The following is a 15,861-nucleotide window of genomic DNA, read 5'->3' as shown; positions in this document are numbered from 1 at the left end:
GGTTGAGCGGGCCCTGTCGCGGGGCTCAGGAACCCTGACTGCTGCGGGAGGTCTGTGCTTGCATGTATTACGGTGAACGCTTCAACGCCTGGACCCACCTGGTCGGCGCGGTACTGGCCTGCATCGGCGCGAGCTGGCTGATCGTCGTGGCGGGCCTGCAGGGCGATCCCTGGAAGATCGTCAGTTTCTCCATCTACGGTTTCACCCTGCTGTTGCTCTACAGCATCTCCACCCTCTACCACAGCACCCGCGGGCGGGCGAAGCGGGTCATGCGCAAGCTCGACCACCTGTCGATCTACCTGTTGATTGCCGGCAGCTACACGCCGTTCTGCCTGGTCAGCCTGCGCGGCCCCTGGGGCTGGAGCCTGTTCGGGGTGGTCTGGGGGCTGGCGCTGGTCGGCATGTTGCAGGAGATCAAGCCGCGCTCCGAGGCACGGATCCTGTCGATCGTCATCTATGCGTTGATGGGCTGGATCGTGCTGGTGGCGGTGAAACCGCTGCTGCACAGCCTGGGTGCCGCGGGTTTCGCCTGGCTGGCGGCCGGCGGTGTGTTCTACACCGTCGGCATCATCTTCTTCGCTTTTGACAGCCGATTCCGCCACTGGCACGGCATCTGGCACCTGTTCGTGATTGCCGGCAGCCTGATGCACTTCGTCGCGGTGTTTTTCTACGTGCGTTAGAAATCGCCCCACAGTTGCTGTGCCACCGACAGGGCCACCACAGGCGCGGTTTCGGTGCGCAGCACGCGAGGGCCGAGGCGGGCGGCGTGGCAGCCGGCAGCCTTGGCCTGCTCGACTTCCGCTTCGCTCAGGCCGCCCTCGGGGCCGATCAGGAAGGCCAGCCTGGCCGGTTTGGCATGGCTGGTCAGTGGCTCGGCCACCGGGTGCAGCACCAGCTTGAGGTCGGCTTCGGTGCTTTTCAGCCACTCGGCCAGGGTCACGGGCGGGTGGATCACCGGCAAGGTCGAGCGCCCGCACTGCTCGCAGGCACTGACAGCCACCTGGCGCCAGTGGGCCAGGCGCTTGTCGGCGCGTTCGTCCTTCAGGCGTACTTCGCAGCGTTCGCTGACGATCGGGGTGATTTCGTTGGCCCCCAGCTCGGTGGCTTTCTGGATCGCCCAGTCCATGCGCTCGCCACGGGACAGGCCCTGGCCGAGGTGGATATGCAAAGGCGAATCGGCCTGGCCGGGAAGTGCCTGGTCGAGGCTGACGCGCACGGTTTTCTTGCCGACTTCGAGCAGTTGGCCGAGGTATTCCTGGCCGCTGCCGTCGAACAGTTGCACGGCGTCGCCAGGGGCCATGCGCAGCACGCGGCCAATGTAGTGGGCCTGGGCTTCGGGGAGCTCGTGCTCGCCAAGGCCCAGTGGGGCGTCGATGAAGAAGCGGGAGAGTCTCATGGGCTTGCTCTGGAAAAAGGCTGACGCAGATCCTGTAGGAGCGGACGAGCCGGCTCCTACAGGTTTCGGGTTGGTCTGGGGCTAGCCCGGATCGCGGAAATCCGGATGGAAGTCGGCCGGCACGGCAACGCTCACCTTGTCGCGGGTGGCGATATCGATCCCTTCGCTGGCCACCTCGGCCAGGAAGTCGATCTGTTCGGGTGTAATCACGTAAGGCGGCAGGAAATACACCACGCTGCCCAGCGGGCGCAACAGTGCGCCACGGCTCAGGGCGTGCTCGAAGACTTTCAGGCCGCGGCGCTCCTGCCAGGGGTAGGCAGCCTTGGTGGCCTTGTCCTGGACCATCTCGATGGCCAGGACCATGCCGGTCTGGCGGATCTCGGCGACGTGAGCATGGTCGGCCAGGTGCGCGGTGGCGCTGGCCATGCGCGCCGACAAGGCCTTGTTGGCCTCGATCACGTTGTCCTGCTCGAAGATGTCCAAAGTGGCCAGGGCCGCGGCGCAGGCCAGCGGATTGCCGGTGTAGCTGTGCGAGTGCAGGAAGGCGCGCAGGGTCGGGTAGTCGTCGTAGAACGCCTGGTAGACCTTGTCGGTGGTCAGGCAGGCGGCCAGCGGCAGGTAGCCGCCGGTCAGGGCCTTGGACAGGCACAGGAAGTCCGGGGTGATGCCGGCCTGCTCGCAGGCGAACATCGTGCCGGTGCGGCCGAAGCCGACGGCGATCTCATCGTGGATCAGGTGCACGTCGTAACGGTCGCAGGCCTCGCGCAGCAGCTTGAGGTACACCGGGTGATACATGCGCATGCCGCCGGCGCCCTGGATCAGCGGTTCGACGATCACCGCAGCGATGCTGGCGTGGTGTTCGGCCAGGGTCTGCTCCATGGCCGCGAACATGTTCCGCGAGTGCTCTTCCCAGCCCATGCCTTCCGGACGCAGGTAGCAGTCCGGGCTCGGCACCTTGATGGTGTCCAGCAGCAGCGCCTTGTAGGTTTCGGTGAACAGCGGCACGTCGCCCACCGACATCGCGGCGATGGTCTCGCCATGATAGCTGTTGGTCAGGGTGACGAAGCGCTTCTTCTGCGCTTTGCCGGTGTTCTGCCAGTAGTGGAAGCTCATCTTCAGCGCCACTTCGATGCACGATGAGCCATTGTCGCCATAGAACACCCGGTCCAGGCCGGCGGGGGTGATCGCTACCAGGCGTTCGGACAGCTCGATCACCGGCTGGTGGCTGAAACCGGCGAGGATCACATGTTCGAGCTGGTCGACCTGGTCCTTGATGCGCTGGTTGATGCGCGGGTTGGCATGGCCAAAAGCGTTGACCCACCATGAGCTGACGGCGTCCAGGTAGCGTTTGCCCTCGAAGTCCTCCAGCCACACGCCCTCGCCGCGCTTGATCGGGATCAGCGGCAGCTGTTCGTGGTCTTTCATCTGGGTGCAGGGGTGCCAAAGGACCTTCAGGTCGCGCTGCATCCACTGATCGTTGAGGCCCATGGGCACTTCTCCTGGCGTTACGGCTCGGTTTGACCGCGTAAGCCTAAGCAATGCCGGGGGGCAGGACAACCGCTCAATGTCGCCAGGCCGGCCGCCATTCCAGCTGGCGGATATGCACGGTGCACTGCGGCAGGGTGGACAGGGTCAGGCGGTCGAGCGGGCCGGGCACGTCGTGCCAGGAGGTGCCGTGGGTGCCGGGCCCGGGCGTGAACTCGGTGTAGTCCAGGTCGCGCAGGGTCAACCAGTAGGCGGTCGAGACGGCCGTGCCGAGCGTGGTGACATCCACTTCAAGCAGCAGGCAATCGACCGTCTGGCCGAAGATGAACTCGATATCGCACTGGCCATGGATGATCAATTCCGTGCCGATCCGCCCCTCGTCGGTCTGGTAGCGCGCGCTGTAGACAATGCCATTGGACACGATGTTCAGGCCGGTGGGTGTGCGCCAGGAGCACTCGGGTAGGGGCGCCGAAGGCGTCCACCTGGCAAAATCTTCGGTGTAGATCACTGTTCTTCCCCGGCTCGATGCTTGAGTGCCAGCCAAGGCTGCACGCCCCGGCGACCCAACGCCACTGACAAAATTACCAGTTGCCAAAGGCACTTGATGTCACTGCGGTGGCAGGGTGGGCAGAGGTGACGTATTCTTAACGCATCTCTCCCGGGGCATTGCTCCCCGTCCCTTCTATCGCTTCTCTAACCGGAGTTCGCCATCATGGCTGCTGCTTGGGTGCGCCTGTGCGCGTTGGTATTGATCGGGGTGACCAGCGGCGTCGCGCTGGCCAAGGACAAGACGGCGATCGTCGTCGGTGGTGGCCTGGCGGGCCTGACCGCGGCCTACGAGCTGCAGAGCAAGGGCTGGCAGGTGACCCTGCTGGAAGCCAAGTCGGGCATGGGCGGGCGTTCGGGCCTGGCCACCAGCGAATGGGTCGGCAACAGCAAGACCCAGCCGGTGCTCAACCAGTATCTGGAGCAGTTCAAGGTCGCCACCCTGCCGGCCCCGGAGTTCGTGCGCAACCCCGGCTACCTGATCGACGGTGAATATTTCAGCGCCACCGATCTGGCGACCAAGCAGCCAGCCACTGCCGAGGCGCTCAAACGCTTCGAGAAAACCCTCGACGACCTGGCCCGTTCCATCGAAGACCCGCTCAATCCCGCGGCAAACAGCACCCTGTTCGCCCTCGACCAGATGAACGTGTCCACCTGGCTCGACAAGCTGCAGCTGCCAGCCACCGCCCGTCAGCTGGTCAACCAGCAGATCCGCACCCGCTATGATGAGCCGTCGCGCCTGTCGCTGCTTTACTTCGCCCAGCAAGGCCGGGTCTACCGCAATGTCAGCGACCGTGACCTGCGCGCCGCGCGCCTGCCCGGTGGCAGCCCGGTGTTGGCCCAGGCCTTCGTCAAGCAGCTGAAGACCATCAAGACCAGTTCGCCGGTTACCGCCATCGTTCAGGACAAAGACGGTGTGACCGTCAAGGTCGGCGGCGTCGGCTACCAGGCTGACTACCTGGTAATGGCCGTGCCGCTGCGTGCACTGGCCAAGATCCAGATGACCCCGGGCCTGGACGGGCAGCACCTGGCCGCCTTGAAGGGCACCAACTATGGCTGGCGCGACCAGCTGATGCTCAAGTTCAAGAACCCGGTGTGGGAAAGCCGTGCACGCATGTCCGGCGAGATCTTCAGCAACACTGGCCTGGGCATGCTGTGGATCGAGCCGGCGCTCAAGGGTGGCGCCAACGTGGTGATCAACCTGTCCGGGGATAACGCCCGCTTGCTCCAGGCTTTTGGTGACAAGCAGATGGTCGACCAGGTACTGATCCGCCTGCACGCCTTCTACCCGCAGGCACGCGGCGCCTTCACCGGTTATGAAATCCGCCGCTACAGCACCGACTCCGGCATGGGCGGTGCGTACCTGGCCTACGGCCCGGGGCAGATCAGCAAATACTGGCGCCTGTGGGAGCGCCCGGTACAACGGATCGCCTTTGCCGGCGAACACACCGATGCGCTTTACCCGGGTACCCTCGAAGGGGCCCTGCGTAGCGGCCAGCGTGCCGCGGGGCAGGTCCAGGACCTGGCGGCGGGCAAGTCCTTCGACCCGGCCAAGGCTGCGTCGGTAGCCGCCGCAGCGGCTACTGGAGCGGCCGGCGTCGCGGCCGCGAAGGACAAGGGCGGGTTCTTCTCCAACCTGTTCGGCGGCGCCTCCGACAAGGCTCCGGCCAAGGCGGAGCCCGTGAAGGCCGAGCAGGCCAAGCCGGGCTTCTTCTCGCGTCTGTTTGGCGGCTCTGACAAGCCAGAGGCCAAGGCCGCGCCGATCGCCAAGGCCGAGGAGGTTGCGCCTGCACCGGCAGCCGCGCCGGTTGCGCCGACACCCGTTGCTAAGGAAGAGCCAGTGAAGCCGGCGGCCACCAAGCAGGCCCCCGCCAAGCCTGCGGCCAAGCAGGCCCACAAGCCTGCAGCCAAACCGGCGCCGGTGAAGAAGGCCACCGCCAAGTCGGAACCGGCCAAGAAGCCGGTGGTCAACAGCCAGGCCAAGGCCGGCTGATCTCGGTATAGCCGCCATCGCGGAGCCCTGTGTAAGCGGGCTTGCCCCGCGATGGCGTCGGATCTTCCAAACGTCTATCGTTAATGTTTCCTTAATAGGAAGCTTTCAGAATTAATATCTGGTTTTTCGATAATCAGAAGCTGCTTTTTACGCTTTTATTCGATGCATTACGCGTTAGTCTTGTGCACAGCTTTCACGGGGAAATACGCCAACATGCAACTGCGCAATTCATCTTCTCGCTATGGCCTGGTCAGCATCGTCCTGCACTGGGGTGTGGCGCTGGCGGTCTTCGGGCTGTTTGGCCTGGGCTTGTGGATGGTCGGCCTTGATTACTATGACCCATGGCGCAAGTCCGGCCCGGACCTGCACAAGAGCATCGGCCTGGTGTTGCTGGCACTGATGCTGTTGCGGGTAGTCTGGCGTTTCGTCAGCCCGCCGCCACCGGCACCGGCCAACCATGGCAAGGTCACCCGGCTGGCCGCCAAGCTGGGCCATCTGGCGCTGTACCTGGGCCTGTTCGCAGTGATGATAGCGGGCTATCTGATTTCCACCGCCGACGGCGTGGGTATTCCGGTGTTCGGCTTGTTCGACGTTCCCGCGCTGGTCAGCGACCTGCCTGACCAGGCTGACCTGGCGGGGGTGATCCACCTCTGGCTGGCCTGGGGCCTGGTGATTTTTGCCGTACTGCACGCATTGGCGGCATTGAAACATCATTTCATCGACCGTGACGCGACCCTGACCCGCATGCTGGGCCGCAAAGCTTGACTCTCAACCTCAATTGCAAAGGAAGGAAGTAAGGATGTTGAAAAAGACTTTTGCCGCTCTGGCGCTCGGTACCGCCCTGATCTCCGCTGGCCAGGCCATGGCCGCCGAGTACAAGATCGACAAGGAAGGCCAGCACGCGTTCGTCGACTGGAAGATCAGCCACCTGGGCTACAGCTTCATCCACGGCACCTTCAAGGACTTCGACGGCAACTTCACCTGGGACAGTGCCAAGCCCGAGGCCAGCAAGATCAGCGTAGACCTGAAGACTGCCAGCCTGTGGTCGAACCACGCCGAGCGTGACAAGCACATCGCCAGCAAGGACTTCCTGGATGTCAAAAAATATCCGGAAGCCAAGTTCGTCTCCACCAGCGTCAAGTCGACCGGTGACAAGACTGCCGATGTGACCGGCGACCTGACCCTGCACGGCGTGACCAAGCCCGTCACCTTCAAGGCCGTGTTCAATGGCGAGGGCAAGGACCCGTGGGGCGGCGAGCGCGCTGGCTTCAACGCCACCACCACGCTGAACCTGAACGACTTCGGCATCAAGGGCCCAGGCCCGACTTCGCAGACCCTGGACCTGGATATCAGCGTCGAAGGCGTGAAGCAGAAGTAATTCGCTTCGCCAGCAACGAAAACGCCGCCCAATGGGCGGCGTTTTCGTTGGCTTTGCATGGCCTCATCGCGGGGCAGGCCCCGCGATTGCGGGCTCAGCCCTTGCGGGTCAGCAGCGCCGGGCGCTCACCGCGTGGGCGGCTCGGCAGGTCGTCCAGTTGCTCGGGCGTCGGGTAGCGGTCGAGTTTGGATTCCTTGCGGATGATCACTGGCGCGCTCTGCGACTCGCGCGGGTTGCGCACGGCCGGTTCCTGGCGGGACGAATCTTCACGGCGAGCACGGCCACCGTTGTTGTCGCGTCGGGCGCCACCATTGCTACCGCCGCCGTTGCGCGGGCGCTTTTCACCGGAGCCCTGGCCCTGGCGTTGCTGGCCATTGCCACGGCCCTGGCCTTGCCCCTGGCCGCCACCACTGCGCTGGCCTTGCCCTTGGGCTTGGCCCCCGTTGCCGCCCGGGCGACGATTGCGCCCCTGGTTCTTGGCGTTCTGGTAGGGGCTTACGTAGTCGGCGCGGTTGCCAAAGTTGTCGACGTCGTCGTCGAGAAACTCTTCAGGGTCGCGATTGGGGGCGGCGACAGGCGCGGCTTTCTGGCCGTTGTTCTGTTGCTGGCGTGGCTTCTGGTCGCGCGGCTTGCGCTGCTGGCCCTGCTGCTGTTTCTCGCCGGACTTGTCCTTTTCCGCGGACTTCTCGGACGAAGGCTTGTTGCGGCCTTTGTCCTTGCCTTTGTCCTTGCGCCCGCCACTGCCTTCCTTACCGCCTTCGCCGCGAGGTTGCTGGTTGCGGCCACCGCGGCCATTGTTCGGCTGGCGCTCGCGCACTTCCGGCTTCTCGGCCTCGACCTGCGATGCGTCAAAGCCCATCAGGTCGCCATCCGGGATTTTCTGGCGGGTGACGCGCTCGATGCTCTTGAGCAGCTTTTCTTCATCCGGCGCGACCATCGAAATGGCTTCACCGGAGCGACCGGCACGGCCCGTACGGCCGATGCGGTGAACGTAGTCTTCCTCGACATTGGGCAGCTCGAAGTTGACCACGTGGGGCAACTGGTCGATGTCCAGGCCGCGGGCGGCGATGTCGGTGGCGACCAGCACGCGCACGGTGTTGGCCTTGAAGTCGGCCAGCGCCTTGGTGCGGGCGTTCTGGCTCTTGTTGCCGTGGATCGCCGCGGCGGTCAGGCCGTGCTTCTCGAGGTACTCGGCCAGGCGGTTGGCGCCGTGCTTGGTACGGGTGAACACCAGCACCTGTTCCCAGGCGCCCAGGGTGATGAGGTGCGCCAGCAGGGCGCGCTTGTGGCTGGCCGGCAGGCGGTAGACCCGCTGCTCGATACGCTCGACGGTGGTGTTCGGCGGCGTGACCTCGATGCGCTCGGGGTTGTGCAGCAGCTTGTCGGCGAGGTCGGTGATGTCCTTGGAGAAGGTCGCCGAGAACAGCAGGTTCTGGCGCTTGGCCGGCAGGCGCGCCAGCACTTTCTTGACGTCGTGGATGAAGCCCATGTCGAGCATGCGGTCGGCTTCGTCCAGCACCAGGATCTCGACACGCGAGAGGTCGACGCTGCCTTGGCCGGCCAGGTCGAGCAGGCGGCCCGGGCAGGCGACCAGGACGTCAACGCCCTTGGCCATGGCCTGGACCTGTGGGTTCATGCCGACGCCACCGAAGATGCAGGCGCTGATGAAGTTGAGGTCGCGGGCGTAGACCTTGAAGCTGTCATGCACCTGCGCTGCCAGCTCGCGGGTGGGGGTCAGCACCAGCACGCGCGGTTGGCGCGGGCCATGGCGTTGCGATTTGTCGGGGTGGCCACCCGGGAACAGACGCTCAAGGATCGGGAGCGCGAAGCCGCCGGTTTTACCAGTACCTGTCTGGGCGGCGACCATCAGGTCGCGACCTTGCAACACGGCGGGAATGGCCCGCTGTTGCACCGGAGTGGGCTGGGTATAGCCCGCTGCCTCGATAGCGCGGACAAGAGCCTCGGAGAGACCGAGGGAAGCAAAGGACATGGGCAATCCTGTTCTCGTGGGGGCTAGGCCCGATGGGGTGTTCTGCCTGGCGCGACGGGCATCGGAGGGATGCGATCGCGTCCGGTCCAGCTGGGCGTTCACTGCGCATCCTGAATGCCGGCGGGCGGGCACCAAAGGTGCGCGGCTGCGGGTCGAGATGCCTGTTGCGAGGCCGAGCGTCCGGGCGTGAGCCGGGCGGGAAGGCCCGAGTATAACAGAGCAATCAGCGTGTGCCGCGTTCCTGCTGCTCAACGGCGAAAGGAAAATCCTGATTGCCGAGGTAGCGGGCACTGATCGCCGCATAGGCGGGCTCCTGTTTGAAGCGCCGCAACTCGTCGCTGAAGGCCCGCGCCAACGCCTCGCGGCCGGGCTTGCGGGCCAGCCCCAGGTACTGCGGGCGGCGGCTGACCACCAGGGGCAGCTCTTCAACGGTCTGCTCCAGGCCCAGCCGATGGCTCACATAGCGGCCGACTTGGCGGTCGGTCACCAGCAGGTCGATGCGCCCAAGCGCCAGCTTGCCGAAATTGGCCTCGTGGCTGGGCGCGGGCTCGCGGCGGAACAGCGGTGACTCGGCGAAGGTGCCATCGTAGACATAGCCCGGCGAGGTGCCGATGGTCAGCCCGGCCAGGTCCTCGACGCGCTCGACCGGGTGTGGGCGTGAACGCGCTTGGTAGAGGACGAACTCGACCTCGGACATCGGTTCGTCCGGGTAGACCAGGTAGCCCTGGCGCGAGTCGACCTGGAAAATATCCATCACGGCGTCCGCCAGGCCCTGTTCGACCATGGCCAGGCAGCGCTTCCAGGGCAGGAACTGCCACTGCACCTGGACACCGAGGCGTTTGAACACCTCGTTGGTGATCTCGTAGTCGATGCCTTTGGCCTGGCCGTTCTCCTGATAGAGGTAGGGGGCCCAGTCGTCGCTGACGATGCGCAGGCTTTCGGCATGGGCCATCGGGCTCAGGCCGGCGAGCAGCAACAGCAGGAGAGGGAGGATGAGCGTGCGCATGGCGTGAGAGTACGCTGCAAGCCCGGGCAAGACCAGTGAACGCTGGCCGCAGGCGCGTGCGGCGCGAGCGCGAACGAACAAGGCTTTGACCTGCGCCAAAGCCTTGTTCGCGACCATCAGCGTGGCAGCTTCAGGTTGTTCCAGATCGCCAGGCTCGGCTCGGCCTGGTTGAGGGTATAGAAGTGCAGGCCCGGTGCGCCGCCTTGCAGCAGTTGTTCGCACATGCGGGTGATCACTTCCTCGCCGAATGCCTGGATGCTGGCGGTGTCGTCGGCATAGGCTTCCAGCTGCTTGCGGATCCAGCGTGGGATCTCGGCGCCGCAGGCGTCGGAGAAACGCGCCAGCTTGCTGTAGTTGGTGATCGGCATGATGCCGGGCACCACCGGGATCTCGACGCCCAGCTTCTGCGCGCGCTCGACGAAATAAAAGTAGCTGTCGGCGTTGAAGAAATACTGGGTGATGGCGCTGTCGGCACCGGCCTTGACCTTGTGCACGAAGTTGGCCAGGTCGCTCTCGAAATTGCGCGCCTGCGGGTGCATCTCCGGGTAGGCGGCCACTTCCAGGTGGAAGTGGTTGCCGGTTTCCTGGCGGATGAACTCGACCAAGTCGCTGGCGTAGCGCAGTTCGCCGCTGGCCATGCCCATGCCCGACGGCAGGTCGCCACGCAGGGCGACGATGCGCTTGATACCGGCGGCCTGGTACTCGGCCAGCAGGGCGCGCAGGTCGTCCTTGCTGTCGCCCACGCAGGACAGGTGCGGGGCGGCAGGGACTTTCACCTCATTTTCCAGCTGCAGCACGGTGTTGAGCGTGCGGTCGCGGGTCGAGCCACCGGCACCATAGGTGCAGGAGAAGAAGTCCGGGTTGTAGCTGGCCAGCTGGCGGGCAACGCCCATCAGCTTTTCGTGGCCGGCATCGGTCTTGGTGGGGAAGAATTCGAAACTGTAGCGGCGTTCTTGTGACATCTCTGGTTCCTTCGGCAGTGAGCCTGGGCTGCTGCCTGCAAATAAAAGCCAGGACGGTGGGGGCCGGCCTGGCTCGGACATCGGTTCGAAACGTTGCCTGCCAGTGCCGGGCAAGGATACCTGGCACTGGCAACCAGCCGCTTAGTAGCGGTAAGCGTCCGGCTTGAACGGGCCTTCGACGGTCACACCGATGTACTCGGCCTGCTGCGGGGTCAGCTGGGTGACCACGCCACCGAAGCCGCGGACCATTTCCAGGGCCACTTCTTCGTCGAGTTTCTTCGGCAGCACTTCCACGGTCAGGCGCTCGGCCTTCTTCGCGGCAGGCAGCGCGGCGAACTTCTGCTCGAACAGGAAGATCTGCGCCAGGACCTGGTTGGCGAACGAGCCGTCCATGATGCGGCTCGGGTGGCCGGTGGCGTTGCCCAGGTTCACCAGGCGGCCTTCGGCCAGCAGGATCAGGTAGTCGTCGTTCTGCGGGTCGAACACGCCGGCGCCGGTGCGGTGGATCTTGTGCACCTGTGGCTTGACCTCTTCCCATGCCCAGTTCTTGCGCATGAAGGCGGTGTCGATCTCGTTGTCGAAGTGGCCGATGTTGCAGACCACGGCGCGCTTCTTCAGGGCCTTGAGCATGTTGGCGTCGCAGACGTTGACGTTACCGGTGGTGGTGACGATCAGGTCGATGCGGCCGAGCAGGTCCTTGTTGATGCCGGCTTCGGTACCGGTGTTGATGCCGTCCTTGAACGGCGAGACGACTTCGAAGCCGTCCATGCAGGCTTGCATGGCGCAGATCGGGTCGACTTCGGTGACCTTGACGATCATGCCTTCCTGGCGCAGGGACTGGGCCGAGCCCTTGCCCACGTCGCCGTAGCCGATCACCAGGGCCTGCTTGCCCGACAGCAGGTGGTCGGTGCCGCGCTTGATGGCGTCGTTGAGGCTGTGGCGGCAGCCGTATTTGTTGTCGTTCTTGCTCTTGGTGACCGAGTCGTTGACGTTGATCGCCGGGACTTTCAGCTCGCCCTTGGCCAGCATGTCCAGCAGGCGGTGCACGCCGGTGGTGGTCTCTTCGGTCACACCGTGGATCTTGTCCAGCATGGCCGGGTATTTCTTGTGCAGGATCTCGGTCAGGTCACCACCGTCGTCCAGCACCATGTTGGCGTCCCATGGCTGGCCATCCTTGAGGATGGTCTGCTCGATGCACCACTCGTACTCTTGCTCGGTCTCGCCTTTCCAGGCGAACACCGGGATGCCGGCGGCAGCGATGGCGGCGGCGGCCTGGTCCTGGGTGGAGAAGATGTTGCACGACGACCAGCGCACTTCGGCACCCAGGGCGACCAGGGTCTCGATCAGCACGGCAGTCTGGATGGTCATGTGGATGCAGCCGATGATCTTCGCGCCCTTGAGCGGTTGCTCGGCTTGATACTTGCGGCGCAGGCCCATCAGCGCGGGCATTTCCGATTCGGCGATGATGACTTCCTTGCGGCCCCAGTCGGCCAGGGAGATGTCGGCGACCTTGAAGTCGGAAAAACCTGCAGGCGTGTTTACAGCGCTCATTGAGAGCCTCCATTCGTAGTGTGCGAATGGGCGCCGTTGTGCGTTGAGCGTCCGCTTGCGCGGACAACGCCCCAACCGAGCCTGACAGGCCAAGCCTGCTGCAGCGCCCCTCGGATGGGTGGCGGGATGGCCACCACTGTGGGGGGCCATGTGAAACGGCAAGATTATAGCCGCGGGCGTGTTACACACCCAAGACTTTCTGTCGATTAATCGAGACGATAGTCGATGTTCAATGGAGCGTGACCGAGCGGTCTGCCATCATTAGCGCATGTCAGCAAGCAGGTCAGGAGTACAGATGAACTTTCACACCCGCAAATGGGTAAAACCCGAAGACCTCAATCCCAACGGCACCCTGTTCGGCGGCAGCCTGCTGCGCTGGATCGACGAGGAGGCGGCGATCTACGCCATCGTCCAGCTGGGTAACCAGCGCGTGGTGACCAAGTACATTTCCGAGATCAACTTCGTCAGTGCCTCGCGTCAGGGCGACATCATCGAGCTGGGCATCACCGCCACCGAATTCGGCCGCACCTCGATCACCCTCAAGTGCGAAGTACGCAACAAGATCACCCGCAAGGCGATCCTGACCGTCGACAAGATGGTGTTCGTCAACCTGGGTGAGGATGGCCTGCCGGCCGCCCACGGGCGCACCGAGATCAAGTACATCCAGGACCAGTTCCCGGACAGCGCGGTGGAATAGACCCGTTTGCTCAAGCGTGGGAGCGGGCTTGCCCCGCGATGGCGCCGGCAGGATCAACATCTATGCCTGTGCAGACGATATCGCGGGGCTAGTCCGCCTCTACGTTGTTACTTGGGTTGTGTGCTGACCTTGCGCACCACCTTGCCGACCGTCAGGCCCTGAATCAGGATCGACGACAGCACCACGATGTAAGTGATCGACAGCAGCAGGTCACGCTCGGCGCCCTGCGGCAGCGACAGCGCCAGGGCGACCGACACGCCACCGCGCAGGCCGCCCCAGGTCAGCACGCGGATGGTGCCCTGCGGCACGCTGCGCCAGCGGCGCAACAGCACGATCGCCGGCGCCACGGTCAGCAGCCGCGAAGCCAGCACCGCCACCGCCAGCACGCCACCGGCCGCCAGGTGCAGCCAGTTGAACGGCAGCAGCAACAGCTCCAGGCCAATCAGCGCGAACAGCAAGGCATTGAGCATGTCGTCGATCAGTTCCCAGAAGCCGTCCATGTAGCGGCGGGTCATGTCGTTCATCGCCAGGTTGCGTCCCAGGTTGCCGATGATCAGTCCGGCTACCACCATGGCGATCGGCGCCGACACGTGCAGCTCGTAGCACATGGCCGAGCCGCCGATCACCAGCGCCAGGGTCAGCATCACTTCCACCTGGTATTGTTCGACGCTCTTGATCATGCGGTAGGTGGCATAGCCGATCAGGCCGCCGAAGGCTATGCCACCCAGGGCCTCGCGGGCGAACAGGATGGCGGTGTCGGCGACGCTCGGCGTCTCGCCCAGCTGGATGATGCCCAGCAGCACGGTGAACACCACGACCGCCGTGCCGTCATTGAACAGCGACTCACCGACGATGGTGGTCTTCAGCGGCTTGGAGGCGTTGGCGGTACGCAGTGCGCCGAGCACGGCGATTGGGTCGGTCGGCGAGATCAGCGCGCCGAACAGCAGGCAGTAGATCAACGGCACGTCCCAGCCAAACAGGGCGAACACCCAGTGCGCCAGGTAACCGATCACCACGGTGGCGATGAGTACGCCAAGGGTGGCCAGCAGGCCGATCGGCCAGCGGTAGCTGCGCAGGTCGGCGAGGTTGACGTGCAAGGCGCCAGCGAACAGCAGGAACGACAGCATCCAGTGCATCAGCAGGTCGTTGAAGTCGATCTGGTTCATCAGGCCTTCGACGCGTTCTTCCAGGCCAGGGAAGCCGATCAGGCTCAGGCCCTGCAGCATCAGGGAGAACAGCAATGCGGTGACCATCACGCCGATGGCCGGCGGCAGGCCGATGAAGCGGTAGTTCACATAAGTGAGGAGGGTGGTGAGGCAGATAAACGCGGCAACTAATTCAAGCATCCCGAATCCTGTGTAAGTGGCTTCCAAGTCATTACCCGAATGGCTCGGGCAGTTCTTTGATGACCTGGCGCGGCGTTCGGGACACACCTTATGACCGGATTTCTCCAGTTGGTTCCTGTCAGGCGAAGGCGCGGGAGCGGGCTTGCCCTGCGATGAGGCCATAACTAGCCAGGCGCTATATAGTGGTCCCCACCAAACGACGACAAGGATTCCAAGGCGTGCTGGCAACTTCCCTCGTACTGGTCGCAGCCCTGCTCCATGCCACCTGGAACACCCTGATCAAGTTCAGCGCCGAGCGGCTGCTGGTGATCGCCAGCATGGACGTGGTGGCACTGAGTTTCGCCATACTGGCGGTAGCCTTCGTAGATTTCCCGCCCGCCGAGATCTGGCCCTGGCTGCTGGCCTCGGCGCTGGCCGAGCAGCTGTACCGCTTTCTGCTGATCCAGGCCTATCGGGTCGGTGACCTGGGGCTGGTCTATCCGTTGATGCGAGGCCTGTCGCCATTGGTGGTGCTGGGCCTGACCCTGGCCTTTGCCGGCGAATCGTTGAGCCAGCAGCAGATCATCGGCATCTTGCTGATCCCCTGTGGCATGGCGTGCTTGCTTTGGCAGGGTGGCGGCGGCGACCGCCTGCCCTGGTCGATGCTGCCGGTGGTGGCACTGATAGGCCTGTGCATCGGCTGCTACACCTGGTTCGACGGTCAGGCCGTACGCCTGTGGGGCAAGCCCTGGGACTACCTGGTATGGCTGACCTTGCTCAGTGCCTGGCCGTTCCCGTTGCTGGCCATGGTGGCCCGACGAGGGCCGTTCATGCTGTTCTGGCGCGCCCAATGGAAGCTGGGCCTGGCGGTCGGGTTCTGCGTATTGTTCAGCTACGCTCTGGTGCTCTGGGCCATGCACCTGGGCTCGGTGGCCGAAGCGGCAGCGTTGCGCGAGTTGAGCGTGATCCTCGTGGTGCTGTTGGGCATGCGCTACCTCAAAGAACCTTTTGGCGGGCCAAGACTCCTAGCTTGCGGGCTGGTGCTGGCCGGTATGCTGGTGATGAAGCTCTGAAGCGAACCTCTATGAACAAGGAGTCCTGTAGATGACCGTAGCCCTGTGGTGCATTCTCGTCGCGCTGGTCCTGCCGCCGCTATGTGCACTGATCGCCAAACTCAGCAGCGGGTATTTTGGCTTGCGCGCCAATCACGATCCGCGTGCGTTCCTGGACAAGCTCGAAGGGCTGCCACGGCGGGCCCATGCCGCCCAGTTGAATGGCTACGAAGCGTTTCCCGCGTTTGCCGCGGCGGTGCTGGTGGCTGATATCGTCGGCAATGCCGAACAAGTGACCCAAGATGTGCTGGGGGTGATGTACATCACCAGCCGGTTGCTCTACATCATCTGCTACCTGGCGGACTGGGCAGTGTTGCGCTCGCTGGTGTGGTTCGTCGGGATGGCGCTGATCGTGTCGTTCTTTGTCGTTTCGATCTGACTGCATCGCGGGGCAAGCTCGCTCCCGCAGTGGGAGCGGGC

Annotated in this window: 15 protein-coding genes and 1 riboswitch; of the genes, 7 read left to right on the top strand and 8 right to left on the bottom strand. The window is 64.2% G+C overall.

The window, feature by feature from the left end:
* The first annotated feature begins 62 nt into the window (after positions 1 to 62).
* Positions 63 to 680 carry a PAQR family membrane homeostasis protein TrhA gene (trhA, locus tag ACQ4OD_RS00180; RefSeq protein WP_102682230.1) on the top strand — a complete coding sequence of 206 codons (618 nt, stop codon included), beginning with the start codon at positions 63 to 65 and terminating at the stop codon, positions 678 to 680.
* Here trhA and ACQ4OD_RS00175 read toward each other — a convergent pair.
* The 3 genes from ACQ4OD_RS00175 to ACQ4OD_RS00165 all read right to left on the bottom strand — a co-directional run bounded on the left by ACQ4OD_RS00175 (position 677) and on the right by ACQ4OD_RS00165 (position 3,389).
* Positions 677 to 1,396, bottom strand: a complete 720-nt coding sequence (locus ACQ4OD_RS00175; protein ID WP_110702109.1) for a 16S rRNA (uracil(1498)-N(3))-methyltransferase — start codon at positions 1,394 to 1,396, stop codon at positions 677 to 679. The two genes, trhA and ACQ4OD_RS00175, sit on opposite strands and share 4 nt — an antisense overlap.
* Before the next feature lie 81 nt (positions 1,397 to 1,477).
* Entirely contained in the window at positions 1,478 to 2,884 is a 1,407-nt protein-coding gene (locus ACQ4OD_RS00170; protein ID WP_102682228.1) for an adenosylmethionine--8-amino-7-oxononanoate transaminase, read from the bottom strand.
* A 73-nt stretch (positions 2,885 to 2,957) separates the two neighbouring features.
* On the bottom strand, positions 2,958 to 3,389 hold the full coding sequence (locus tag ACQ4OD_RS00165; protein WP_110702107.1) for a hypothetical protein: 432 nt from the start codon (positions 3,387 to 3,389) through the stop codon (positions 2,958 to 2,960).
* 204 nt (positions 3,390 to 3,593) lie between these two features.
* Here ACQ4OD_RS00165 and ACQ4OD_RS00160 point away from each other — a divergent pair, with 204 nt between their 5' ends.
* The 3 genes from ACQ4OD_RS00160 to ACQ4OD_RS00150 all read left to right on the top strand — a co-directional run bounded on the left by ACQ4OD_RS00160 (position 3,594) and on the right by ACQ4OD_RS00150 (position 6,798).
* Entirely contained in the window at positions 3,594 to 5,420 is a 1,827-nt protein-coding gene (locus ACQ4OD_RS00160) for an FAD-dependent oxidoreductase (protein ID WP_430943686.1), read from the top strand.
* Positions 5,421 to 5,633: 213 nt separating this feature from the next.
* Complete coding sequence (locus ACQ4OD_RS00155) at positions 5,634 to 6,185, top strand: cytochrome b (RefSeq protein ID WP_094012344.1); 552 nt, start codon at positions 5,634 to 5,636, stop codon at positions 6,183 to 6,185.
* A 34-nt stretch (positions 6,186 to 6,219) separates the two neighbouring features.
* A complete protein-coding gene (locus ACQ4OD_RS00150) occupies positions 6,220 to 6,798 on the top strand; it encodes a YceI family protein (protein WP_023629958.1) in 579 nt (192 codons plus the stop codon).
* 94 nt (positions 6,799 to 6,892) lie between these two features.
* Here the strand turns inward: ACQ4OD_RS00150 and ACQ4OD_RS00145 are convergent, their stop codons facing one another.
* From ACQ4OD_RS00145 to ahcY, 4 genes are all read right to left on the bottom strand, one after another.
* Entirely contained in the window at positions 6,893 to 8,788 is a 1,896-nt protein-coding gene (locus tag ACQ4OD_RS00145; protein ID WP_110702101.1) for a DEAD/DEAH box helicase, read from the bottom strand.
* 223 nt (positions 8,789 to 9,011) lie between these two features.
* The gene (locus tag ACQ4OD_RS00140; protein WP_232968091.1) at positions 9,012 to 9,794 is read right to left on the bottom strand and encodes a substrate-binding periplasmic protein; all 783 of its coding nucleotides are present in this window, start codon (positions 9,792 to 9,794) and stop codon (positions 9,012 to 9,014) included.
* A gap of 116 nt (positions 9,795 to 9,910) precedes the next feature.
* Complete coding sequence (metF, locus tag ACQ4OD_RS00135; RefSeq protein ID WP_046853938.1) at positions 9,911 to 10,756, bottom strand: methylenetetrahydrofolate reductase [NAD(P)H]; 846 nt, start codon at positions 10,754 to 10,756, stop codon at positions 9,911 to 9,913.
* 141 nt (positions 10,757 to 10,897) lie between these two features.
* Positions 10,898 to 12,307, bottom strand: a complete 1,410-nt coding sequence (gene ahcY / locus ACQ4OD_RS00130) for an adenosylhomocysteinase (protein ID WP_046853939.1) — start codon at positions 12,305 to 12,307, stop codon at positions 10,898 to 10,900.
* Between the two features lie 21 nt (positions 12,308 to 12,328).
* Positions 12,329 to 12,425, bottom strand: a riboswitch (S-adenosyl-L-homocysteine riboswitch).
* A 177-nt stretch (positions 12,426 to 12,602) separates the two neighbouring features.
* Here ahcY and ACQ4OD_RS00125 point away from each other — a divergent pair.
* Complete coding sequence (locus tag ACQ4OD_RS00125; RefSeq protein WP_003257757.1) at positions 12,603 to 13,004, top strand: acyl-CoA thioesterase; 402 nt, start codon at positions 12,603 to 12,605, stop codon at positions 13,002 to 13,004.
* A gap of 107 nt (positions 13,005 to 13,111) precedes the next feature.
* Here ACQ4OD_RS00125 and ACQ4OD_RS00120 read toward each other — a convergent pair whose 3' ends face one another.
* On the bottom strand, positions 13,112 to 14,350 hold the full coding sequence (locus ACQ4OD_RS00120) for a cation:proton antiporter (RefSeq protein WP_430943685.1): 1,239 nt from the start codon (positions 14,348 to 14,350) through the stop codon (positions 13,112 to 13,114).
* Between the two features lie 218 nt (positions 14,351 to 14,568).
* Between ACQ4OD_RS00120 and ACQ4OD_RS00115 the strand changes: the two genes are divergently transcribed.
* Both ACQ4OD_RS00115 and ACQ4OD_RS00110 read left to right on the top strand, forming a co-directional pair.
* Positions 14,569 to 15,402 carry an EamA family transporter gene (locus ACQ4OD_RS00115; RefSeq protein WP_139673982.1) on the top strand — a complete coding sequence of 278 codons (834 nt, stop codon included), beginning with the start codon at positions 14,569 to 14,571 and terminating at the stop codon, positions 15,400 to 15,402.
* Between the two features lie 31 nt (positions 15,403 to 15,433).
* Positions 15,434 to 15,820 carry an MAPEG family protein gene (locus ACQ4OD_RS00110; RefSeq protein WP_046853941.1) on the top strand — a complete coding sequence of 129 codons (387 nt, stop codon included), beginning with the start codon at positions 15,434 to 15,436 and terminating at the stop codon, positions 15,818 to 15,820.
* Positions 15,821 to 15,861 lie beyond the last annotated feature (41 nt).

This window comes from Pseudomonas sp. WC1 (assembly GCF_050586565.1).
In the GTDB taxonomy this organism is placed as follows: Bacteria; Pseudomonadota; Gammaproteobacteria; order Pseudomonadales; family Pseudomonadaceae; genus Aquipseudomonas.
This window is presented reverse-complemented; position numbering and strand designations above follow the sequence as displayed.